Raw genomic sequence first — 17118 nt, forward strand, 5'->3', positions numbered from 1 at the left:
GCTGCGCGGTGCCCTGCCTTGCAGCTCGTGGCGTTGATCGGGTGCGTCAAGGGTGCGCGCGGGGGTGGGGTCACCCGCGTGGGGGATGCGAAGAGGCTGTGGCGGCGTGGCGCGGGAAGTGTCCTGGAGCCTCTGGATGTCGGCGTCACTCACACGTTTGCCCTGGGAATCCGCTGTGTTCCGGCCATGAGTCCGCCGTGAATGCGGTGTTTCGCGGCCAGCGGGCCGTCGCCGCATGACTCCGGAGAGTAGTTGTGGCACGCCGATGCACGCAGCATCACTTACGAAGGGTTATGGTGGAAACCCCCCCTCGGGCCGGTCCGTCTCCCCCCCACGGACCGGCCCGTTTTTTGTGCCCCGACTTCCCCGCCGCGAGCCCGGCCCGCTTCCCTGTCGGAGCCCCTCCGGCTTCCCTGCCGCGCGCCCCGCCCGCCCCCTGGCTCGCGCCCGCATTCGACCCACGCTCAAGCCTTCCTCCGTCACCCCGGTAGGCTTCCGCGCGCGGGGACCGTATCTGTACGGAGGGGCTGACAATCACGTGAACCTGCGCGACAAGCTGCGCGGCCTGCTGGTCAGGCTCTACGCACGCCGGGTGGAAGGCCACCTGGACCACGCTCAGGTGCCCAAGCACATCGGCGTCATCATGGACGGCAACCGCCGCTGGGCGAAGGCCTCCGGCTCCAGTACCGTGCACGGTCACCGGGCGGGTGCCGAGAAGATCGAGGAGTTCCTCGGCTGGTGCTCGGAGACGGACGTCGAAGTGGTCACGCTGTGGCTGCTGTCGACGGACAACTTCGACCGGGCGCAGGAGGAACTCGGGCCGCTGCTCGGCATCATCGAGGACGTCGTCCGCACGCTCGCGGCCGACGGACGCTGGCGGGTGCACCACGTCGGCACCGCGGACCTGCTGCCCTCACCGATGCAGACGGCGCTGAAGGAGGCCGAGGAGTCCACGGCCCACGTCGACGGGATACTCGTCAACGTCGCCATCGGCTACGGCGGCCGCCAGGAGATCGTCGACGCGATGCGCTCGATGATGCTGGACGCCGCCGACAAGGGCACCTCGCTGGAGGAGCTCGCGGAGTCCGTCACCATCGACGCGATCGGCCGGCACCTCTACACCGGCGACCAGCCCGACCCCGACCTCGTCATCCGCACCAGCGGCGAGCAGCGGCTGTCCGGATTCATGCTGTGGCAGACGGCCCACTCCGAGTACTACTTCTGTGAGGTCTTCTGGCCGGCCTTCCGCAAGGTCGACTTCCTGCGCGCCCTGCGCGACTACGCGGCGCGACACCGGCGTTACGGCGGCTGAGTACAGAACCCGCCGTCTACCCCATTTGGGGCGCAAGTAACAAGGAGTTCACCAGGGCGCCGTCATATGCGTCGGCATGGCACCGCATGTTCGAGGGCATAAGCCAAGCAGGTCGTCACCCGAACCACGGGTGTCGGATCCTCAGCGGGCGGCACGGGGCCGTCCGCCCGGGAGGCCCTTTGCACCAGCCCGATCGTGCGGTCACCGCACGGACGAACAGGCGGAGGGCCGGTTCCCGGCCCGTGCAGACGGGCCGTCGACCGGTCCAGCTCCACTCCGTCGCTCCCCGACCTCATCCGAGGGGGTACGTCCTTCCGTGGTGACCAGCACAAAGCGCCGTATGCCTGACCGGCGCACCTATGTTCTCGACACCAGCGTCCTGCTGGCCGACCCGAACGCCCTGAACCGCTTCGACGAGCACGAGGTCGTGCTCCCCATCGTCGTGGTGACGGAGTTGGAGGCCAAGCGGCACCATCCCGAACTCGGCTACTTCGCCCGGCAGGCCCTGCGTCTGCTCGACGAGTTCCGGGTCAGGCACGGTCGCCTCGACGCCCCGATCCCGATCGGGGAACTCGGCGGCACCGTCCGTGTCGAGCTCAACCACTCGGACCCCAGCGTTCTGCCGACCGGCTACCGCCTGGGGGACAACGACTCCCGCATCCTCGCGGTCGCCCGCAATCTGCAGGCCGAGGGGTTCGACGTCACCGTTGTGTCGAAGGACCTTCCGCTCAGGATCAAGGCGTCCTCGGTCGGTCTCCTCGCCGAGGAGTACCGCGCCGAGCTCGCCATCACGGACGCCTCCGGCTGGACCGGAATGTCCGAACTGACCCTGCCGGGCGACCAGGTGGACGTCCTCTTCGAGGAAGGGCACGTGTATGTGCCCGAGGCCGCCGAGCTGCCGGTGCACACGGGGCTGACCCTGCACTCCGAGCGCGGCAAGGCGCTCGGCCGGGTCACCGCCGAGGGCAACATCCGGCTGGTGCGCGGCGACCGGGAGGCGTTCGGCATCAAGGGGAGGAGTGCGGAGCAGCGGATCGCGCTCGATCTGCTCCTCGACCCGGACGTCGGGATCGTGTCCATGGGCGGCCGGGCCGGCACCGGCAAGTCGGCGCTCGCGCTGTGCGCGGGCCTGGAGGCGGTGTTGGAGCGCCGCCAGCACCAGAAGGTCATGGTCTTCCGGCCGCTGTACGCGGTCGGCGGGCAGGAGCTCGGCTATCTGCCGGGTTCCGAGGCCGAGAAGATGAGCCCCTGGGCGCAGGCGGTCTTCGACACGCTGTCCGCGGTCACCAGCCGCGAGGTCATCGAGGAGGTCACCGCGCGCGGGATGCTCGAAGTCCTGCCGCTCACCCACATCCGCGGCCGCTCGCTGCACGACGCGTTCGTGATCGTGGACGAGGCCCAGTCGCTGGAGCGGAACGTGCTTCTCACCGTTCTGTCCCGGATCGGCGCCAATTCACGGGTGGTGCTCACCCATGACGTGGCCCAGCGGGACAACCTGCGGGTGGGGCGGTACGACGGTGTCGTCGCCGTCGTGGAGAAGCTGAAGGGACACCCCCTCTTCGCCCACGTCACGCTGACGCGGTCCGAGAGGTCCCAGATTGCGGCCCTTGTGACCGAAATGCTGGAGGACGGGCAAATCTGAGGTAGTACCCGCCAGTTGGCGCCGTCCGGAAAGGCCAAGAGCCTAGCCGGGCGGCGTCTTCGTGCGTGGAGGTTTCTCGAAATCCCCAGGCTCAAACGGCATGTGAGCTTTCACACGCAACTCAGAATTGCCACCCGGCGTCCGGTTACGGCAGAGTCTCACTCCTGTCAGGCCCCGCATACGACACACCTGTACCGCCAGCGGTACGGCACCACAGCAACACCAGCTTCAACTCCATAGTCGACGTCGTATGCCGCCCGAGCACCACGCGGCGCCTCCCGCACGGGAGTTGCCCACCGGGCCCGTACCTCCCGTGACCCAGCAGTGGGGAGGTCAGCGTCAGGGGCAAGATTGCGTCCGCCAGGGTCACCGAAGCGGACGACGCTGGAAGGAAACCGTGTGAGTCCGATTTCGGTCCGGGGATTCGCAGTGGCCTCTGCCACCGCGGTCACCGCTGTCGGAAGCGTCGTAGGCGTTGCCTCGGGCAGCACCGCGCAGACGAACGACGCCGAGGCGACAGCAGCCGAGACGACGCTCCTCGCGGACATACCCGCGGGCCAGCAGGCCCAGGTGCAGACCGCGTCGCTGACGCAGCAGGCCAACGTCCAGGCGATTCAGGCGGACGCGAGCGCCAAGAAGGACGCCGAGGAATCGGCTCGCAAGGCTGCTGCCAAGTCGGCGATCGAGAAGAAGGAAGCCGCCGAGAAGGCGGCGAAGGAAGCCAAGGAGCGCGCCGAGGCCAAGACGGCCGCGTCCCGGTCCGCGTCCAGCTTCCCCGTGCAGGGCTCCTACACGGTCGCGCAGATCCAGGCGATGGCGCGCCAGATGGTGCCGAGCGGCCAGTTCCAGTGCTTCAGCAACATCGTGGACCACGAGTCCAGCTGGAACTACCGCGCTGTCAACGCCTCCTCCGGCGCCTACGGTCTCTTCCAGGCGCTGCCGGGTTCCAAGATGTCGTCGGTCGGCGCCGACTGGCAGACCAACCCGGCCACCCAGATCAAGTGGGGCCTCAACTACATGGACAGCCGCTACGGCAGCCCGTGCGAGGCGTGGTCCTTCTGGCAGGCCAACAACTGGTACTAGGCCGCCACGGGTACCGGACCGTACCCTGATCAACCTTTCCGAGCCCCTCACCGTCCTTACGGTGAGGGGCTTCGGTCTTGTCCAGCCCCTGCCTGTACGGTCGGAACCGACGACTCCAGGGGGGAGTGGTGAGGGGCAGCGGGGGAAGAGGACGGATCATGTCGCGAGTGCCACGGTGGCTCGGTCGGGTGGGTGCCGGACTGAGTGAGATGGGTGAGCGGTTGGACGAGCGCCGCGCGGAGGTCGAGCGCGAGGAGGCCGAGGCCGACGCGCCGCCGTCGCCGGCCCAGGCTGTGCCGGAGGACCACCCCCGGCCCCTCGCCGAGCACGTGACCGTCGTACCGAACCGTCCGGACCCCGCGCAGGCCGTCCCCTGGGGCGTACGCGTCGCCGCCGAGGCCGGCTGGCGACTGCTGGTGCTCGCGGGCACCGTCTGGGTGCTGATGCGGGTCATCAGCGCCGTCCAACTCGTCGTCCTCGCCTTCGTGGTGGCCCTGCTCATCACGGCGCTGCTGCAGCCGACGGTGGCCCGGCTGAAGCGGTACGGCGTCCCGAGCGGCCTGGCCACCGCGCTCACCGCGATCTTCGGCTTCGTCGTCCTCGGGCTGCTCGGCTGGTTCGTGACCTGGCAGGTCATGGAGAACATCGACGATCTCTCCAACCAGATCCAGAACGGCATCGACGATCTGCGCGACTGGCTGCTGAAGAGCCCGTTCCACGTCACCGAGAAGCAGATCAACCAGATCTCCAAGAACCTCGCGGACGCGGTCGGCGCCAACACCGACCAGATCACCTCGGCGGGCCTGGAAGGCGTCCAGGTCGTGGTGGAGGCGCTGACCGGCATCCTGCTGACGTTCTTCTCCACCCTGTTCCTGCTGTACGACGGCCGGCGCATCTGGGAGTGGACGCTCAAGCTGGTCCCGGCGGCGGCGCGGCCGGGTGTCGCCGGCGCGGGCCCCCGGGCCTGGCGGACGCTGACGGCCTATGTGCGCGGCACGGTGATAGTCGCCCTGATCGACGCCATCTTCATCGGCCTCGGCATCTACTTCCTCGACGTCCCGATGGCCGTGCCGCTCGCCGTCTTCATCTTCCTGTTCGCCTTCATCCCGCTCGTCGGCGCGGTGGTGTCGGGCGCGCTGGCGGTGGTCGTGGCGCTGGTGACGCAGGGCGTGTTCACGGCGGTGATGACGCTGGCGGTGGTGCTCGCGGTGCAGCAGATCGAGGGCCACATCCTGCAGCCGTTCATCCTGGGTCGCGCGGTGCGGGTGCACCCGCTGGCGGTGGTGCTGTCGGTCGCGGCGGGCGGCATGGTGGCCGGGATCGGCGGCGCGGTCGTCGCGGTGCCGCTGGTCGCGGTGACCAACACGGTCGTCGGCTATCTGAGGGCGTACGCCCACGAGACGGCGGCGCCAGCGCCACCCGCCCCCGCGGTGGCCCGGAACGCGGAAGGTCCGGGGGCACCGCCCCCGGACCCGGGTGAAGGGGAAGCGGCCGCTACTCGGCCAGAACCGCCTCAGCCTCCAGCGTCACACCGACCGCCTGAACCACCGACGCGATCTTGAACGCCTCCTGGACGACCTCGCGCTCCAGGCCCGCCTTGCGCAGGACCTGCTCGTGGGAGTCCAGGCACATCCCGCAGCCGTTGATCGCGGACACCGCGAAGGACCACAGTTCGAAGTCGACCTTGTCGACGCCCGGGTTGCCGATGACGTTCATCCGCAGCCCGGCGCGCAGGGTGCCGTACTCGTGGTCGGACAGCAGGTGGCGGGTGCGGTAGAAGACGTTGTTCATCGCCATCACCGCGGCCGCCGCCTTCGCCGCCTGGTACGCCTCGGGCGACAGGTGCGCCTCGGCCTCCGGCGCCAGCTCGCGCAGCACGATCGAAGAGCGCGAGGCGATCGCGGTCGCCAGCACCGTGCCCCACAGCTGCTGGGCCGGGAGGTCCGAATTGCCGATGACCGAGCCGAGGTTGAGCTTCAGGTCCTTGGCGTAGTCCGGTATGCGGGACTTGAGGGAGTCGAGGGACATCTCAGGTCACTCCCCGGCGAGCAGCTTGCCCGCGTCCAGGGTCTCGTCGCCCTTGGTCCAGTTGCACGGGCAGAGCTCGTCCGTCTGGAGCGCGTCGAGGACCCGCAAGACCTCCTTGGGGTTACGGCCGACCGAGCCGGCGGTCACCATGGAGAACTGGATCTCGTTGTTCTGGTCCACGATGAAGACCGCGCGCTTGGCGAAGCCGTCCTCGCCCTCGATGCCCAGGTCGCGCATCAGCTCGCGCTTGGTGTCGGCCAGCATCGGGAAGGGCAGGTCGCGCAGGTCGTCGTGGTCCTTGCGCCAGGCGTGGTGGACGTACTCGGAGTCGCCGGAGAAGCCGAGGATCTGGGCGTCGCGGTCGGCGAACTCCTCGTTCAGCTTGCCGAAGGCGGCGATCTCCGTCGGGCACACGAACGTGAAGTCGGCGGGCCATGCGAACACGATCTTCCACTTGCCCTCGTAGGACTTGTGGCTGATCGTCTCGAACTCCTTGCCCTTCTCCAGCGAGACGCAGGCGGTCAGTTCGAACGCGGGGAACTTGTCACCGACAGTGAGCACAAACTCTCCTTGCAGCGAGGAAAGCGCCCTCTTGTGAAGGGCCTTTCCCGTGGGTTGGACGCAGGTGATGTTTCCACAAGGTGCATTGATTGCAGAAATCGCTACACTTGGGGGTGTTGATCGAGAGGAACTATCAGTGACCGTGAGTAGCGTCGGGGCCAAGAGACGCCAGCCCAGCCTCGCCCAGCTGCGGGCCTTCGCCGCCGTCGCCGAGCACCTCCACTTCCGGGACGCCGCCGCCGCGATCGGCATGAGCCAACCCGCCCTGTCCGGCGCCGTGTCGGCGCTGGAGGAGACCCTCGGGGTCACGCTGCTGGAGCGCACCACCCGCAAGGTCCTCCTCTCACCCGCCGGCGAGCGGCTCGCCGTACGGGCCAGGGCGGTACTGGCGGAGGTCGGGGCGCTCATGGAAGAGGCCGAGGCGGTACGCGCCCCCTTCACCGGCGTGCTGCGCCTCGGTGTCATCCCCACCGTCGCGCCGTATCTCCTGCCGACCGTCCTGAAGCTCGTCCACGACCGCTATCCGCACCTCGACCTCCAGGTCCACGAGGAACAGACCACCAGCCTCATCGACGGCCTCACCACCGGCCGCCTCGACCTGCTGCTGCTCGCCGTCCCGCTCGGGGTGCCCGGGGTCGTCGAACTCCCGCTCTTCGACGAGGACTTCGTGCTCGTCACCCCCCTCGGGCATCCGCTCGGCGGGCGCGAGGGCGTCCCGCGCGAGGCGCTCAAGGAGCTCAACCTGCTCCTCCTCGACGAGGGCCACTGCCTGCGCGACCAGGCGCTCGACATCTGCCGGGAGGCCGGACGCGCCGACGCCCCCGTCACCACCACGGCCGCCGGACTCGCCACCCTGGTCCAACTCGTCGCCGGCGGGCTCGGGGTGACCCTGCTGCCGCGGACCGCCGTCAGGGTCGAGACCTCCCGCAGCGACCAGCTCCTGACCGCCTCCTTCGCCGAACCCGCCCCGGCCCGCCGGGTCGCCCTCGCCCTGCGCACGGGCGCGGCCCGCGGCGCGGAGTACCGCGAACTGGCCGGCGCCCTGCGGGAAGCGCTGCGGCCGCTGCCCGTACGGGTGCTCGACCGACCGGAGAATCCCGCCTGAGATTCGTTCAAATGACCGCCGAACAAAGCGAATTGTGCGGCGCCGGATTTCAAATTCCGTCAGGTGGAGGCAGGTAGGAATACTCCCTCCGACATATGCCCTACGGCTGATACACCTACCCCCCTCAGTGCTACGCGCCAGGCGTATGTGCGAAATGCCGGGGGGGAGTGATGGCGGGCATGCGGTACTCCCTCGACCGCGTCGGCTACGACCTTCTGGCGCACGCCCTGCACCGGTGCGGGCGCGAGGAGTTCAGCGGTCAGCTGCGGGTGGCGGGGGCACCCGGCGGCACCCTTCATCTGCGGGCCGGGCTGGTCGTGGGCGCCGAGAGCCCCGGGGCACCCGGCCCGGAGACGCTCCTGCTGCGCTCGGGACGGGTCAGCGGAGAGCAATGGGCCGAGGTGGTACGGGAGTCGGGCGGCGAGCACTGGCCCGCGGCCGGGCTGATCGGCCGCGGCCACACCGGAGCCGCCCAGCTCAGGGTCGTCTGCGTGATGGCGCTCTACGACGCGGCCTTCGCGATCGTCGCGGGCCGCGTGCACGGCTGTGAACGCGTCGCCGAGGCCGAGCCGTTCGCCACCGTCGCCGTCGGCGAGACCTGCGTACGGCTGCTCCAGGACGCCACCCGTCGGCTCGCCGCCCTCGCGACCCTGCCGCGCCCGCTGCGCCCCGACGGCGAGCGCCCGACCCCCGTCCCCGGCGTGGACCGCGGCCCGCTCACCCCCCTGCAACGCGTCCTGCTCGACCAGGCCGACGGCCGCAGCACCGCCCGTGACCTGGCCTTCCGCGCCGGCCGCGGGGTCTACACGGTGACCGTGGAGCTGGCCCGCATGCTCGCCGACGGGCTCCTGGAGTGCCCCGAGGCACCCGTCCCCATCGCGGTCCGCCCGCCCCCCGACGGCCAGGGCGTCCGGCAGCGGAAACCGGAGCCGGCCGCATCGCGAACCGCCGCGCCGCCCGTCAGCGCCGTACCGCCCGCCGTGCCCGACGAACTGCCCCGCAGGCGTCCCGGCGCCAGCGGTATCGCCGAAGCACTCGCCCCGGAAAGGACCGGAGCGAGCTGGAAAGGGTTCTTCCGCCTGCGAAATGGAGCCTCGAAATGAAGAAGCCGATCAGATGTGAACAGAAACAGGGGAGTTGATTGCATGGATCGCGAAGCACTGGCGTTGGAAATGCGGGGACTGCGGGAGCAGGTGACCGGTATCACCGACACCGCGGTCGCGGCCGCCGACGGGCTGCTCATCGCGGCCGACACCGCCGACTCGATCGACCCGGAGGGCCTCGCCGCCCTCGCCGCGGCCGGTCTCGGCCTCGCGCGCCGCACCGTCGGCGCCACCGCCCGCGGCACCCTGCGCCGCACGGTGACCTACGGCAGCCACGGCTGTGCCGCCTTCTACGCCGTCGGCGACACCGCGCTCATGGTCGTGATCGGCGACGAGGGCATGGACGTGGACGGACTGCACCGGGCCACTCAGCCGGCCCTGGACCGTATCGACACGATCCTGAGCGCGCCCGCCGGGAAAGCGGCGGAAGGAGTCTGAAGGGATGGCGACGAAGCGTATGACCCCCGGTTTCTCCGACCAGGTGATGGGCCTGGTCAAATCTCTCCGCACCGACGCCCCGGACTGTGTGGCGGCGGGCGTGGTCGACATGGCCACGGGCATGCTGCTGTCGTACGAGACGGTCGACAACCACCCGCCCGAGGTCCTGGACCTGCTGGCGGGCGCGACCCTCGACCTGTTCCAGGGCCGCACCGTCGTGATGATCGAGGACGTCTTCAAGGAGCGGCGCGGGGTCGGCAGCGACAACCACTTCTTCCAGGAGATCCTCGTCAACAGCGAGAACCTCACCCACCTGTTCGTGCGGCTGACCGAGCAGCAGGACGTGGTGGCCGTGGTGGTGTGCCGTAAGTCGGTCAATGTGGGCATGCTGTTCGCCCAGGTCAGGCGGGTGGTGCGGGAGTACAGCCTCTGAGCGCACGGAAGAGGGGCCCCGCTCGGGGCCCCTCTCCTCACTCCGTGCGCAGACCGTCCGGCCGCATCAGCCGCAGCAGCGGCGGCAGGCTGAGCAGGGTGACGGCGAGGACGACCGCGGCGCCCGCGCCCGTCATCTGCAAAACGCTCGCCCAGTCCACGGACACCGGGGTGTCCGTCATCTTCAGCAGGACCACGCCGAGCGTCAGCCCCACCGTCGCCGCCAGCACCAGCCCGAGGCCGACCGGGACCGCCGTCTGCCACAGCACCGACAGGCTCAGCGTGGAGCGCCGGGTGCCGAAGGCGATCAGGGACGACAGCAGCTTCTTGCGTTCGCGCAGCTGCTCCAGCTGGGAGACCAGCAGGCTCGCGCCGATCAGCAGCAGCACGCAGGTGGCGCCGATGAACAGGCCACCGCGGATGGCGGCGTAGTTCTTGTCGCGCACGCTGGAGACGAACTCGACGGGCTCGTTGTACGGGTCGAGGGCCGCCCCCGTGTTGCGGACGTACTCCAGGGCGTCCGGCACGGCGGTGTCGAGCCTCAGATACAGCTCGCCGGTGAGCAGCCGGTCGGCTCCGGAGGGCAGCGCCGACGGCGTCAGCAGGAAGCCCGCGCGGCCGACCCGGTCGGCGTCCGCGGTGCCCTGAACGGTCGTGAGACGGTCCGGGACGGTCCAGGAGACCGACTTCGTCGTCTTGTCGTCGTCGGAGTCGTCGAACCAGAGCTTGCTGCCGCCCTTGACCATCTCCTTCGTGTCGTAGGCGTATTCGCCGGCCTGCAGGACGAACACGTCGCCGTCCCGGCAGGAGGGCAGCTTCGCCATCTTGCGCAGGGAAGCGCAGGTGCCGACGGACACCGGGGCGAAGTGCTGCGGGTCGACGCGGCTGTTGCCGAGGTACCCCTCGGAGATGTCGTAGACGTAGTCGACGCCCCGGGTCGCCGCGTACTTCTCCTTGGCCGCGGCCACCGGGCTCCCCGCGGGCACGTCCACGGCGATCTGGGCGCCGGCGACCTTCTCCGTCTTCCGGTCCGTGTACTGGCCGTCGACCCCCGCGAACAGCATCTGCAGGGCGATCGCGCCGGCCACCGCCACCGCGATGCCGTTGACCATGCGAGCCGCCGTGCCGCTGCTCAACTGGAGCCTGCGTACGGCAAGTTGCCAGGCCACCGGGCCCGCGCCGAGCCGGGCGACCACGGCCTCGACGACCCACGGCAGCAGCGCGGTGACGCCGACCAGCAGCAGCATGACGCCGCCGATGGTGAGGTACTGGTTGAAGTTCCCGCTGTCACGGCCCTGGCCGATCATCGGGTAGAGCATCGCGAGCCCGCCCAGTGGCAGCAGCAGCCGCCACCACAGCCGGCGGCGCGAGGGCTTCGCCGTACGCACCACACCCAGCGGTTCGATGACGACCCCGCGCAGCGCGAACTGCGTGACCAGCACGGCGGCCGCGGGCACCGCGACGGCGACCAGCAGGGCCAGCAGCGGGGAGGGGTTGAGATAGCTCGGGAAGAAGCTGTAGTCGAACACCTCGACGGAACCCGCGATCTGCCGTCCGACCAGGAAGAACCCGGCCCCCAGGACCAGGCCGACCAGGGCCCCGGCCATCGCCTCGCCCGCCGCGACCCGCCGGGTCATCCGGGCGTCGGAGCCGACCAGCCGGAGCGCGGCGAGCCGCCGGTCGCGCCGTTCGCCGCCGAACCGCACGGCCGCCGCGATGAACACGGCGACGGGCGTCAGCAGCACCGCGAAGACGACCAGGATCAGCAGGATCAGCACCGGGTCCAGGGGATCCGAGGGCTGCTGCGGGGCGCCGAACCGCTTGATGCGGTCCACGCTGCCGCCGTCGATCTTCGGTGCGAGGTTCTCGGCGCCACGGTAGAAGGCGAGTTCGGCCGAGCCGATCAGCCCGCTCTCCCCGATGGTTCCGACGATCCGCTCCGGCAGCCGCTGCCGCAGCAGCTTCCCGTCGTCGGATTCCAGGAGCTTCTTCAGCGCCGGCGAGACCACCATCTCGCCGGGCGCGGGGAAGGCCGAAACGCCCGGCGGCAGCGGTGCCTTGAGCCCCTCGGGCTCCAACTCCCGGCCGCGCACGTTCTTGTCGTGGTAGGTCGTCGTGATGGCCCCGACGACGAGGGTGTCGTCCGCCTTCTTCAGCCGGGTCGCGCTGTACGTCATGTCGGAGCGCGCCGTCTCCCGCTCGTCGCGCGTCGCCATGGCGTTCGGGATCGCGGTCGTCAGCAGCAGCAACGCCACCCCGAGCCCGACCCCGACGGCCGTCAGCAGCACCCGGGTCCAGCCCTCGCGCCCGCCGGCGAACGCGAATCTGACCCCCATCCCGAGGTCGCGTGCCCACTGCCTCATACGGCCCGCTCCATGTCCCGGGACTTGCCGTCGCGTACGACGATCTCGCGGTCCGAGTAGGCGGCCACCCGCGCCTCGTGCGTGACGAGGACGACGGCGGCGTTGGTGGACCGGGCGGCCTCCGTCAGCAGCTCCATCACCCGTTCGCCGTTGAGCGAGTCGAGCGCGCCGGTGGGCTCGTCGGCGAACAGCACACGCGGGCTGGTCACCAACGCCCGGGCCACGGCGACGCGTTGGCCCTGACCGCCGGAGACCTCGCCGGGCCGCTTCTTCCTGAGGTCGTCGACCTCCAGGCGCTCCATCCACGTCAGAGCGGTCTTCTCGGCCTCCTTGCGGGAGGTGCCGTTCAGCCGCAGCGGCAGCGCGACGTTCTCCACGCAGGTCAACTCGGGCACGAGCTGGCCGAACTGGAACACGAACCCGAACTCCGAGCGCCGCAGAGCGCTGCGCTGGGCGTCGTTCATCGTCGCCATCTCGCGCCCGTTGTACAGGATCGAGCCCGAGTCGGGCGTCACGATCCCGGCGAGACAGTGCAGCAGCGTCGACTTGCCGGACCCGGAGGGGCCCATCACGGCGACGACCTCACCGGGGTGGATGGAGAACTCGGCGCCGTCGAGCGCCACGGTCGGGCCGTACGTCTTGCGCAGGCCGTCGGCCACGAGCAGGGAACCGGCAGGAGTCACTGGGCCACCACCTGGGCGAGTTTGTCGAGACGCGCGGCGGTCAGCTCCAGCCAGCGCAGGTCGGCTTCGAGATGGAACAGGGCGTGGTCGCAGATGAGCTGGTCCGCGAGGTCACCCTTCCGCTTGCGGTCGGTGAGGATCCGCATCATCCGCAGATGCTCCGAACGCTGGGAGTCGAGGATGTCGGCCGCGTCCCGGTGCGTGAGCAGGGCGAGGACGACCTTGGTGTAGAGCGTCGACTGCAGATACGGCTCGGGCTTCTCGGGCGTGGCGAGCCACCGCTGTACGTCGGTGACGCCGGCCTCGGTGATCGCGTACCGCTTGCGCTCGGGCCCGCCGCCGGGCTCGATGCCGTCGACCTCGACGAGGCCGTTCTTCAGCAGCCGCGACATCGTCGAGTAGACCTGGCCGTAGTGCAGCGGCCGGTCGTGACCGAACTTCTCGTCGAAGGCCCGCTTCAGGTCGTAGCCGTGGCGGGGCCCGGACTCCAGGAGTCCCAGGAGGGTGTGACCGATGGACATGGGGAGGACAGTACACACGGCGTATACCCGGTGTGTATACGCGGAGTGTGTAGATGGCTGCGGGGAGCGTGAAGGCGCAGGTGGGAGCCGATTGTCACGGTTCTGCTACTGCGTCGGCGGCCTTCCCCGCCGAGGGATCGGCTTGGCCTCGCCCGGCAGCCGGCCGGCGTCCGCGAGGGCCTTGCGCAGCAGGAACTCGATCTGCGCGTTCGCCGACCTGAGCTCGTCCCCGGCCCAGCGGGCCAGCGCCTCGTACACCGACGGGTCCAGCCGCAGCAGCACCTGCTTGCGCTGCTGCGGCCGCCGCGCCTTCGGCGTGGACTCCTCCTGGGGATCCGTCACTGGTAGAGCGTCCCGGTGTTGAGGACGGGCTGGGCCGCGCGGTCCCCGCACAGCACCACCATCAGGTTGGAGACCATGGCCGCCTTCCGTTCGTCGTCCAGCTCGACGATGTCCTGCTCGCTGATCCGGGCGAGCGCCGCCTCCACCATGCCCACCGCGCCGTCCACGATCTGCCGCCGCGCCGCGACGATCGCGCCGGCCTGCTGCCGCTGGAGCATCGCCGAGGCGATCTCGGGAGCGTACGCGAGATGCGTGAAGCGGGACTCGATGATCTCCACACCGGCCGCCTCCACGCGCGCGTGCAGTTCGAGGGCGAGCTTCTCGGTGATCTCCTCGGCGTTGCCCCGCAGCGAGAGACCGCCCTCCTCGTGGGCGTCGTAGGGGTACTCGATGGCGATGTGCCGCACGGCCGCCTCGGTCTGCGTCGACACGAACTCGATGTAGTCGTCGACCTCGAAGGTGGCCTGCGCGGTGTCCTCGACCCGCCACACCACGACCGCGGCGAGCTCGATCGGGTTGCCGTAGGCGTCGTTGACCTTCAGGACCGCCGTCTCGTGGTTGCGGACCCGGGTGGAGATCTTGGTGCGCGAGGTGAAGGGGTTCACCCAGCGCAGGCCGTCCTGCCGGATCGTGCCCCGGTACCGCCCGAAGAGCTGCACGACCCGCGCCTCGCCCGGCGCCACCGTGTTCAGTCCGCACATGGCGAGGAAGGCGGCGAGACCGATCAGGATGCCGCCGACGATGAGCGCCGCCTTCCCGCCGGTCGCCGACACCGCCGTAGCGCCCGCAATCATTCCGGCACCGGCGAACAGCCCGAGCAGGCCGAGCAGCAGGGCGAGTCCGCCGCCGATGCTGTGCGCGGTGAACTCCCGCACGCGTGGGGCGGGCATCTCGGGTACGTCGGCCGTGGTGACGTCGTGTGTGGTCATGGGTTCCCCCGGTTCTTCGGCTGTCCTAGCGTCGGTCTATCTAAGTGATATCACTTTTCCCGACGAGAGCAACCCTTTACGCGCGTCGCACGTCGGTTCCATAGGGGCGGGTGCTGATTGTCACGTCCGCAAAAGACCGGATCGGCAGCCCTTTGTCGTATCTCCCGGTGTTAGTTTTCTGAGCTGACCTGAGCGGCGAAACCTGTGTGACAGACGTGCACACATGAACGAAGCGGAGCGGAACGGACCCATGGGACGAGCGGAAGAAAGACGAGCGCGGCAGCGCGGCGGTCGCCGTGCCGCGCCCAAGCGCCGTTCGTCGCGGGCGGCCGCAAGCGGCAGCGTCGGCGCCGAGAAGAGCCTCATACGCAGGCTGTTCACCTGGAAGAAGATCCTGGGCACGTTCCTCGGCTTCTGCCTGCTCGGCATCGGCGCCTTCATCGTGCTGTACATGATGGTGGAGGTCCCCGAGGGGAACGCCGACGCCAAGCTCCAGAGCAACACCATCAAGTACAGCAACGGTGACGTCCTGGTCCGCGACGGCAAGGTGAACCGCGAGAACGTGGAGCTCGCCAAGATCTCCAAGAAGGTGCAGCTCACGTTCGTCGCCGCCGAGAACAAGACCTTCTACCAGGACTCCGGCGTCGACCTGAAGGGCACCGCCCGCGGTCTGCTCAACACGCTGTCCGGCAAGGGCAAGCAGGGTGGTTCGACGATCACCCAGCAGTACGTCAAGAACTACTACCTGACCCCGGACCAGACGATCACCCGCAAGCTCAGGGAGCTGGTGATCTCGCTCAAGGTGGACCGCCAGAAGTCCAAGGACGAGATCCTCGAGGGCTACATCAACACCAGCTACTACGGCCGCGGCGCCAGCGGCATCCAGGCCGCCGCCCAGGCCTACTACCGCGTCGACGCCGACAAGCTCAGCGTCGAGCAGGGCGCGTATCTCGCCGCGCTGCTCCAGGCGCCGAGCCAGTACGACTGGGCGGTCGCCTCGGACACCGGCAAGAGGCTGGTCAAGGCGCGCTGGAACTACGTCCTCGACAACATGGTCGAGGAGGGCTGGCTCAACGCCGGCGAGCGCGCGAAGATGCAGTTCCCGTACCCGAAGAAGCAGCGGGCCGAAGCCGGGCTCAAGGGGCAGAAGGGCTACTTCGTCAAGCTCGCCAAGCAGCAGCTCGTCGCCCAGCTGATGAAGCAGGACGGTCTCACCGAGGACGAGGCGCAGGCGCAGTACGACAAGGGTGGCTGGACCATCACCCTGAACATCGACAAGAAGAAGCAGGCCCAGCTGGAGAAGGCGGTCAAGACCCAGCTGACCGACAATCTCGACCCGAAGAAGCGCGAGGTCGACAAGAACATCCAGGCCGGCGCCGTCTCCGTCGACCCCAAGACGGGGAAGATCGTCGCGCTCTACGGCGGCGCGGACTACATCAAGCACGACTACAACAACGCCAACCGCGAGGACTACCAGCCCGCGTCGACGTTCAAGCCGGTCATCCTGGCCGCCGCCCTGGAGGCGGGCGCCAAGACCCAGGACGGCAAGGAGATCGGCGCGGACACGGTCTACGACGGCACGAGCAAGCGGCCCGTCAAGGGCAGCGACATCGCCTTCGCCCCGGAGAACGAGGACGACACCGACTACGGCCCCGTCACCGTCCAGACGGCGATGAACAAGTCCATCAACTCCGTCTTCGCGCAGCTGGGCGTCGACGTCGGCATGAAGAAGGTCCTGGACACCGCCGACAAGCTCGGCATGGACACCGGCGACCTGAAGGCGCTGCCCGCCTACACCCTCGGCACCATGGGTGCGAGCCCGATCCAGATGGCCAGCGTCTACGCCACCCTCGACAACCACGGCAAGAAGGTCACCCCGACCATCATCAAGTCGGCCGAGCGCAACGGCAGCGAGGTCAAGATGCCGGACCCGATCGGCGAGCAGGTCATCAGCCGCGAGACCGCGGACACGGTGACCTCGGTGCTGACCGGCGTGGTCGACGACGGTACGGCCAAGACGTCCGTCCGCGACAACCCGCTGCGCGACGGCCAGGAGGTCGCGGGCAAGACGGGTACGTCCGACGACAACAAGTCGGCCTGGTTCACCGGCTACACCCCCGACCTGGTCACCTCGGTCGGCCTGTTCGGTGAGAACCACGCCAAGCCGGGACAGGCCAAGATGTACGGCGCCGGCGGCTTCGACCGCGTCAACGGCGGTGGCTTCCCGGCCAAGATCTGGGCGGCGTACATGTTCGGCGTGACGTCCACGTCCGCGGAGTTCGACCTGGACACCGATCAGGGCGCGGCGGTCGAGCCGTCGTACACCCCGACGCAGACGCCCAGCCAGACGGCGACGCAGACGCCGACGGAGGAGCCGACGACCCAGGAACCGACCACCGAGGCCCCGACGACTCAGGCCCCGACGCAGACGCCGACCCAGACCCCCACCCAGACGCCGACCCAGACACCCACCCAGACGCCGACGACGAAGCCGCCGGTGGACGACTCGGATCCGGTGGACCCGGGGGGCTTGCAGTAACAAGAAGGAGCGCCCGACGGAGTCGGGCGCTCCTTCG

General features: G+C 69.4%; 16 protein-coding genes. 9 read left to right on the plus strand and 7 right to left on the minus strand.

The window, feature by feature from the left end; translation table 11 throughout:
* The first annotated feature begins 538 nt into the window (after positions 1–538).
* The 4 genes from CRP56_RS27745 (at position 539) to CRP56_RS27765 (ending at position 5599) form a co-directional block, all read left to right on the plus strand.
* Positions 539–1312: an isoprenyl transferase gene (locus tag CRP56_RS27745; protein ID WP_097268473.1), complete on the plus strand. Its 774-nt coding sequence runs from the start codon at positions 539–541 to the stop codon at positions 1310–1312.
* A gap of 316 nt (positions 1313–1628) precedes the next feature.
* Positions 1629–2954 carry a PhoH family protein gene (locus tag CRP56_RS27755; protein ID WP_097268477.1) on the plus strand — a complete coding sequence of 442 codons (1326 nt, stop codon included), beginning with the start codon at positions 1629–1631 and terminating at the stop codon, positions 2952–2954.
* Positions 2955–3353: 399 nt separating this feature from the next.
* A complete protein-coding gene (locus CRP56_RS27760; RefSeq protein WP_179851128.1) occupies positions 3354–4037 on the plus strand; it encodes a transglycosylase SLT domain-containing protein in 684 nt (227 codons plus the stop codon).
* Between the two features lie 158 nt (positions 4038–4195).
* Positions 4196–5599 carry an AI-2E family transporter gene (locus CRP56_RS27765; RefSeq protein WP_097268481.1) on the plus strand — a complete coding sequence of 468 codons (1404 nt, stop codon included), beginning with the start codon at positions 4196–4198 and terminating at the stop codon, positions 5597–5599.
* On the opposite strand, the gene CRP56_RS27770 is transcribed toward CRP56_RS27765, so the two are convergent.
* Both CRP56_RS27770 and CRP56_RS27775 read right to left on the minus strand, forming a co-directional pair.
* On the minus strand, positions 5532–6065 hold the full coding sequence (locus CRP56_RS27770) for an alkyl hydroperoxide reductase (protein ID WP_097268483.1): 534 nt from the start codon (positions 6063–6065) through the stop codon (positions 5532–5534). The genes CRP56_RS27765 and CRP56_RS27770 overlap by 68 nt on opposite strands.
* A gap of 6 nt (positions 6066–6071) precedes the next feature.
* On the minus strand, positions 6072–6626 hold the full coding sequence (locus CRP56_RS27775; RefSeq protein WP_097268486.1) for a peroxiredoxin: 555 nt from the start codon (positions 6624–6626) through the stop codon (positions 6072–6074).
* A gap of 136 nt (positions 6627–6762) precedes the next feature.
* On the opposite strand from CRP56_RS27775, the gene CRP56_RS27780 reads away from it, so the two are divergent.
* The 4 genes from CRP56_RS27780 to CRP56_RS27795 all read left to right on the plus strand — a co-directional run bounded on the left by CRP56_RS27780 (position 6763) and on the right by CRP56_RS27795 (position 9705).
* Entirely contained in the window at positions 6763–7731 is a 969-nt protein-coding gene (locus tag CRP56_RS27780; RefSeq protein ID WP_097268488.1) for a LysR substrate-binding domain-containing protein, read from the plus strand.
* Between the two features lie 179 nt (positions 7732–7910).
* On the plus strand, positions 7911–8834 hold the full coding sequence (locus CRP56_RS27785; RefSeq protein ID WP_306459455.1) for a MarR family transcriptional regulator: 924 nt from the start codon (positions 7911–7913) through the stop codon (positions 8832–8834).
* A gap of 42 nt (positions 8835–8876) precedes the next feature.
* Positions 8877–9272 (plus strand): roadblock/LC7 domain-containing protein, encoded by a 396-nt coding sequence (locus CRP56_RS27790; RefSeq protein WP_179851129.1) that lies wholly within the window; start codon positions 8877–8879, stop codon positions 9270–9272.
* 4 nt (positions 9273–9276) lie between these two features.
* A complete protein-coding gene (locus tag CRP56_RS27795; RefSeq protein ID WP_097268494.1) occupies positions 9277–9705 on the plus strand; it encodes a hypothetical protein in 429 nt (142 codons plus the stop codon).
* 37 nt (positions 9706–9742) lie between these two features.
* On the opposite strand, the gene CRP56_RS27800 is transcribed toward CRP56_RS27795, so the two are convergent.
* The 5 genes from CRP56_RS27800 to CRP56_RS27820 all read right to left on the minus strand — a co-directional run bounded on the left by CRP56_RS27800 (position 9743) and on the right by CRP56_RS27820 (position 14542).
* Positions 9743–12067, minus strand: a complete 2325-nt coding sequence (locus CRP56_RS27800; protein ID WP_097268496.1) for an ABC transporter permease — start codon at positions 12065–12067, stop codon at positions 9743–9745.
* Entirely contained in the window at positions 12064–12750 is a 687-nt protein-coding gene (locus CRP56_RS27805; protein ID WP_097268498.1) for an ABC transporter ATP-binding protein, read from the minus strand. The genes CRP56_RS27800 and CRP56_RS27805 overlap by 4 nt, the downstream gene beginning before the upstream one ends.
* Positions 12747–13271, minus strand: a complete 525-nt coding sequence (locus CRP56_RS27810) for a PadR family transcriptional regulator (protein WP_097268500.1) — start codon at positions 13269–13271, stop codon at positions 12747–12749. Before CRP56_RS27810 ends, CRP56_RS27805 begins: the two co-directional genes overlap by 4 nt.
* Positions 13272–13376: 105 nt before the next feature.
* Positions 13377–13613: a hypothetical protein gene (locus CRP56_RS27815; protein WP_059192575.1), complete on the minus strand. Its 237-nt coding sequence runs from the start codon at positions 13611–13613 to the stop codon at positions 13377–13379.
* The gene (locus CRP56_RS27820) at positions 13610–14542 is read right to left on the minus strand and encodes an SPFH domain-containing protein (protein ID WP_097268502.1); all 933 of its coding nucleotides are present in this window, start codon (positions 14540–14542) and stop codon (positions 13610–13612) included. Before CRP56_RS27820 ends, CRP56_RS27815 begins: the two co-directional genes overlap by 4 nt.
* Positions 14543–14792: 250 nt before the next feature.
* Here CRP56_RS27820 and CRP56_RS27825 point away from each other — a divergent pair, with 250 nt between their 5' ends.
* Entirely contained in the window at positions 14793–17081 is a 2289-nt protein-coding gene (locus tag CRP56_RS27825) for a transglycosylase domain-containing protein (protein ID WP_097268504.1), read from the plus strand.
* Positions 17082–17118: the final 37 nt, after the last annotated feature.

This window comes from Streptomyces sp. TLI_55 (assembly GCF_900206255.1).
Lineage (GTDB): Bacteria > Actinomycetota > Actinomycetes > Streptomycetales > Streptomycetaceae > Streptomyces > Streptomyces aquilus.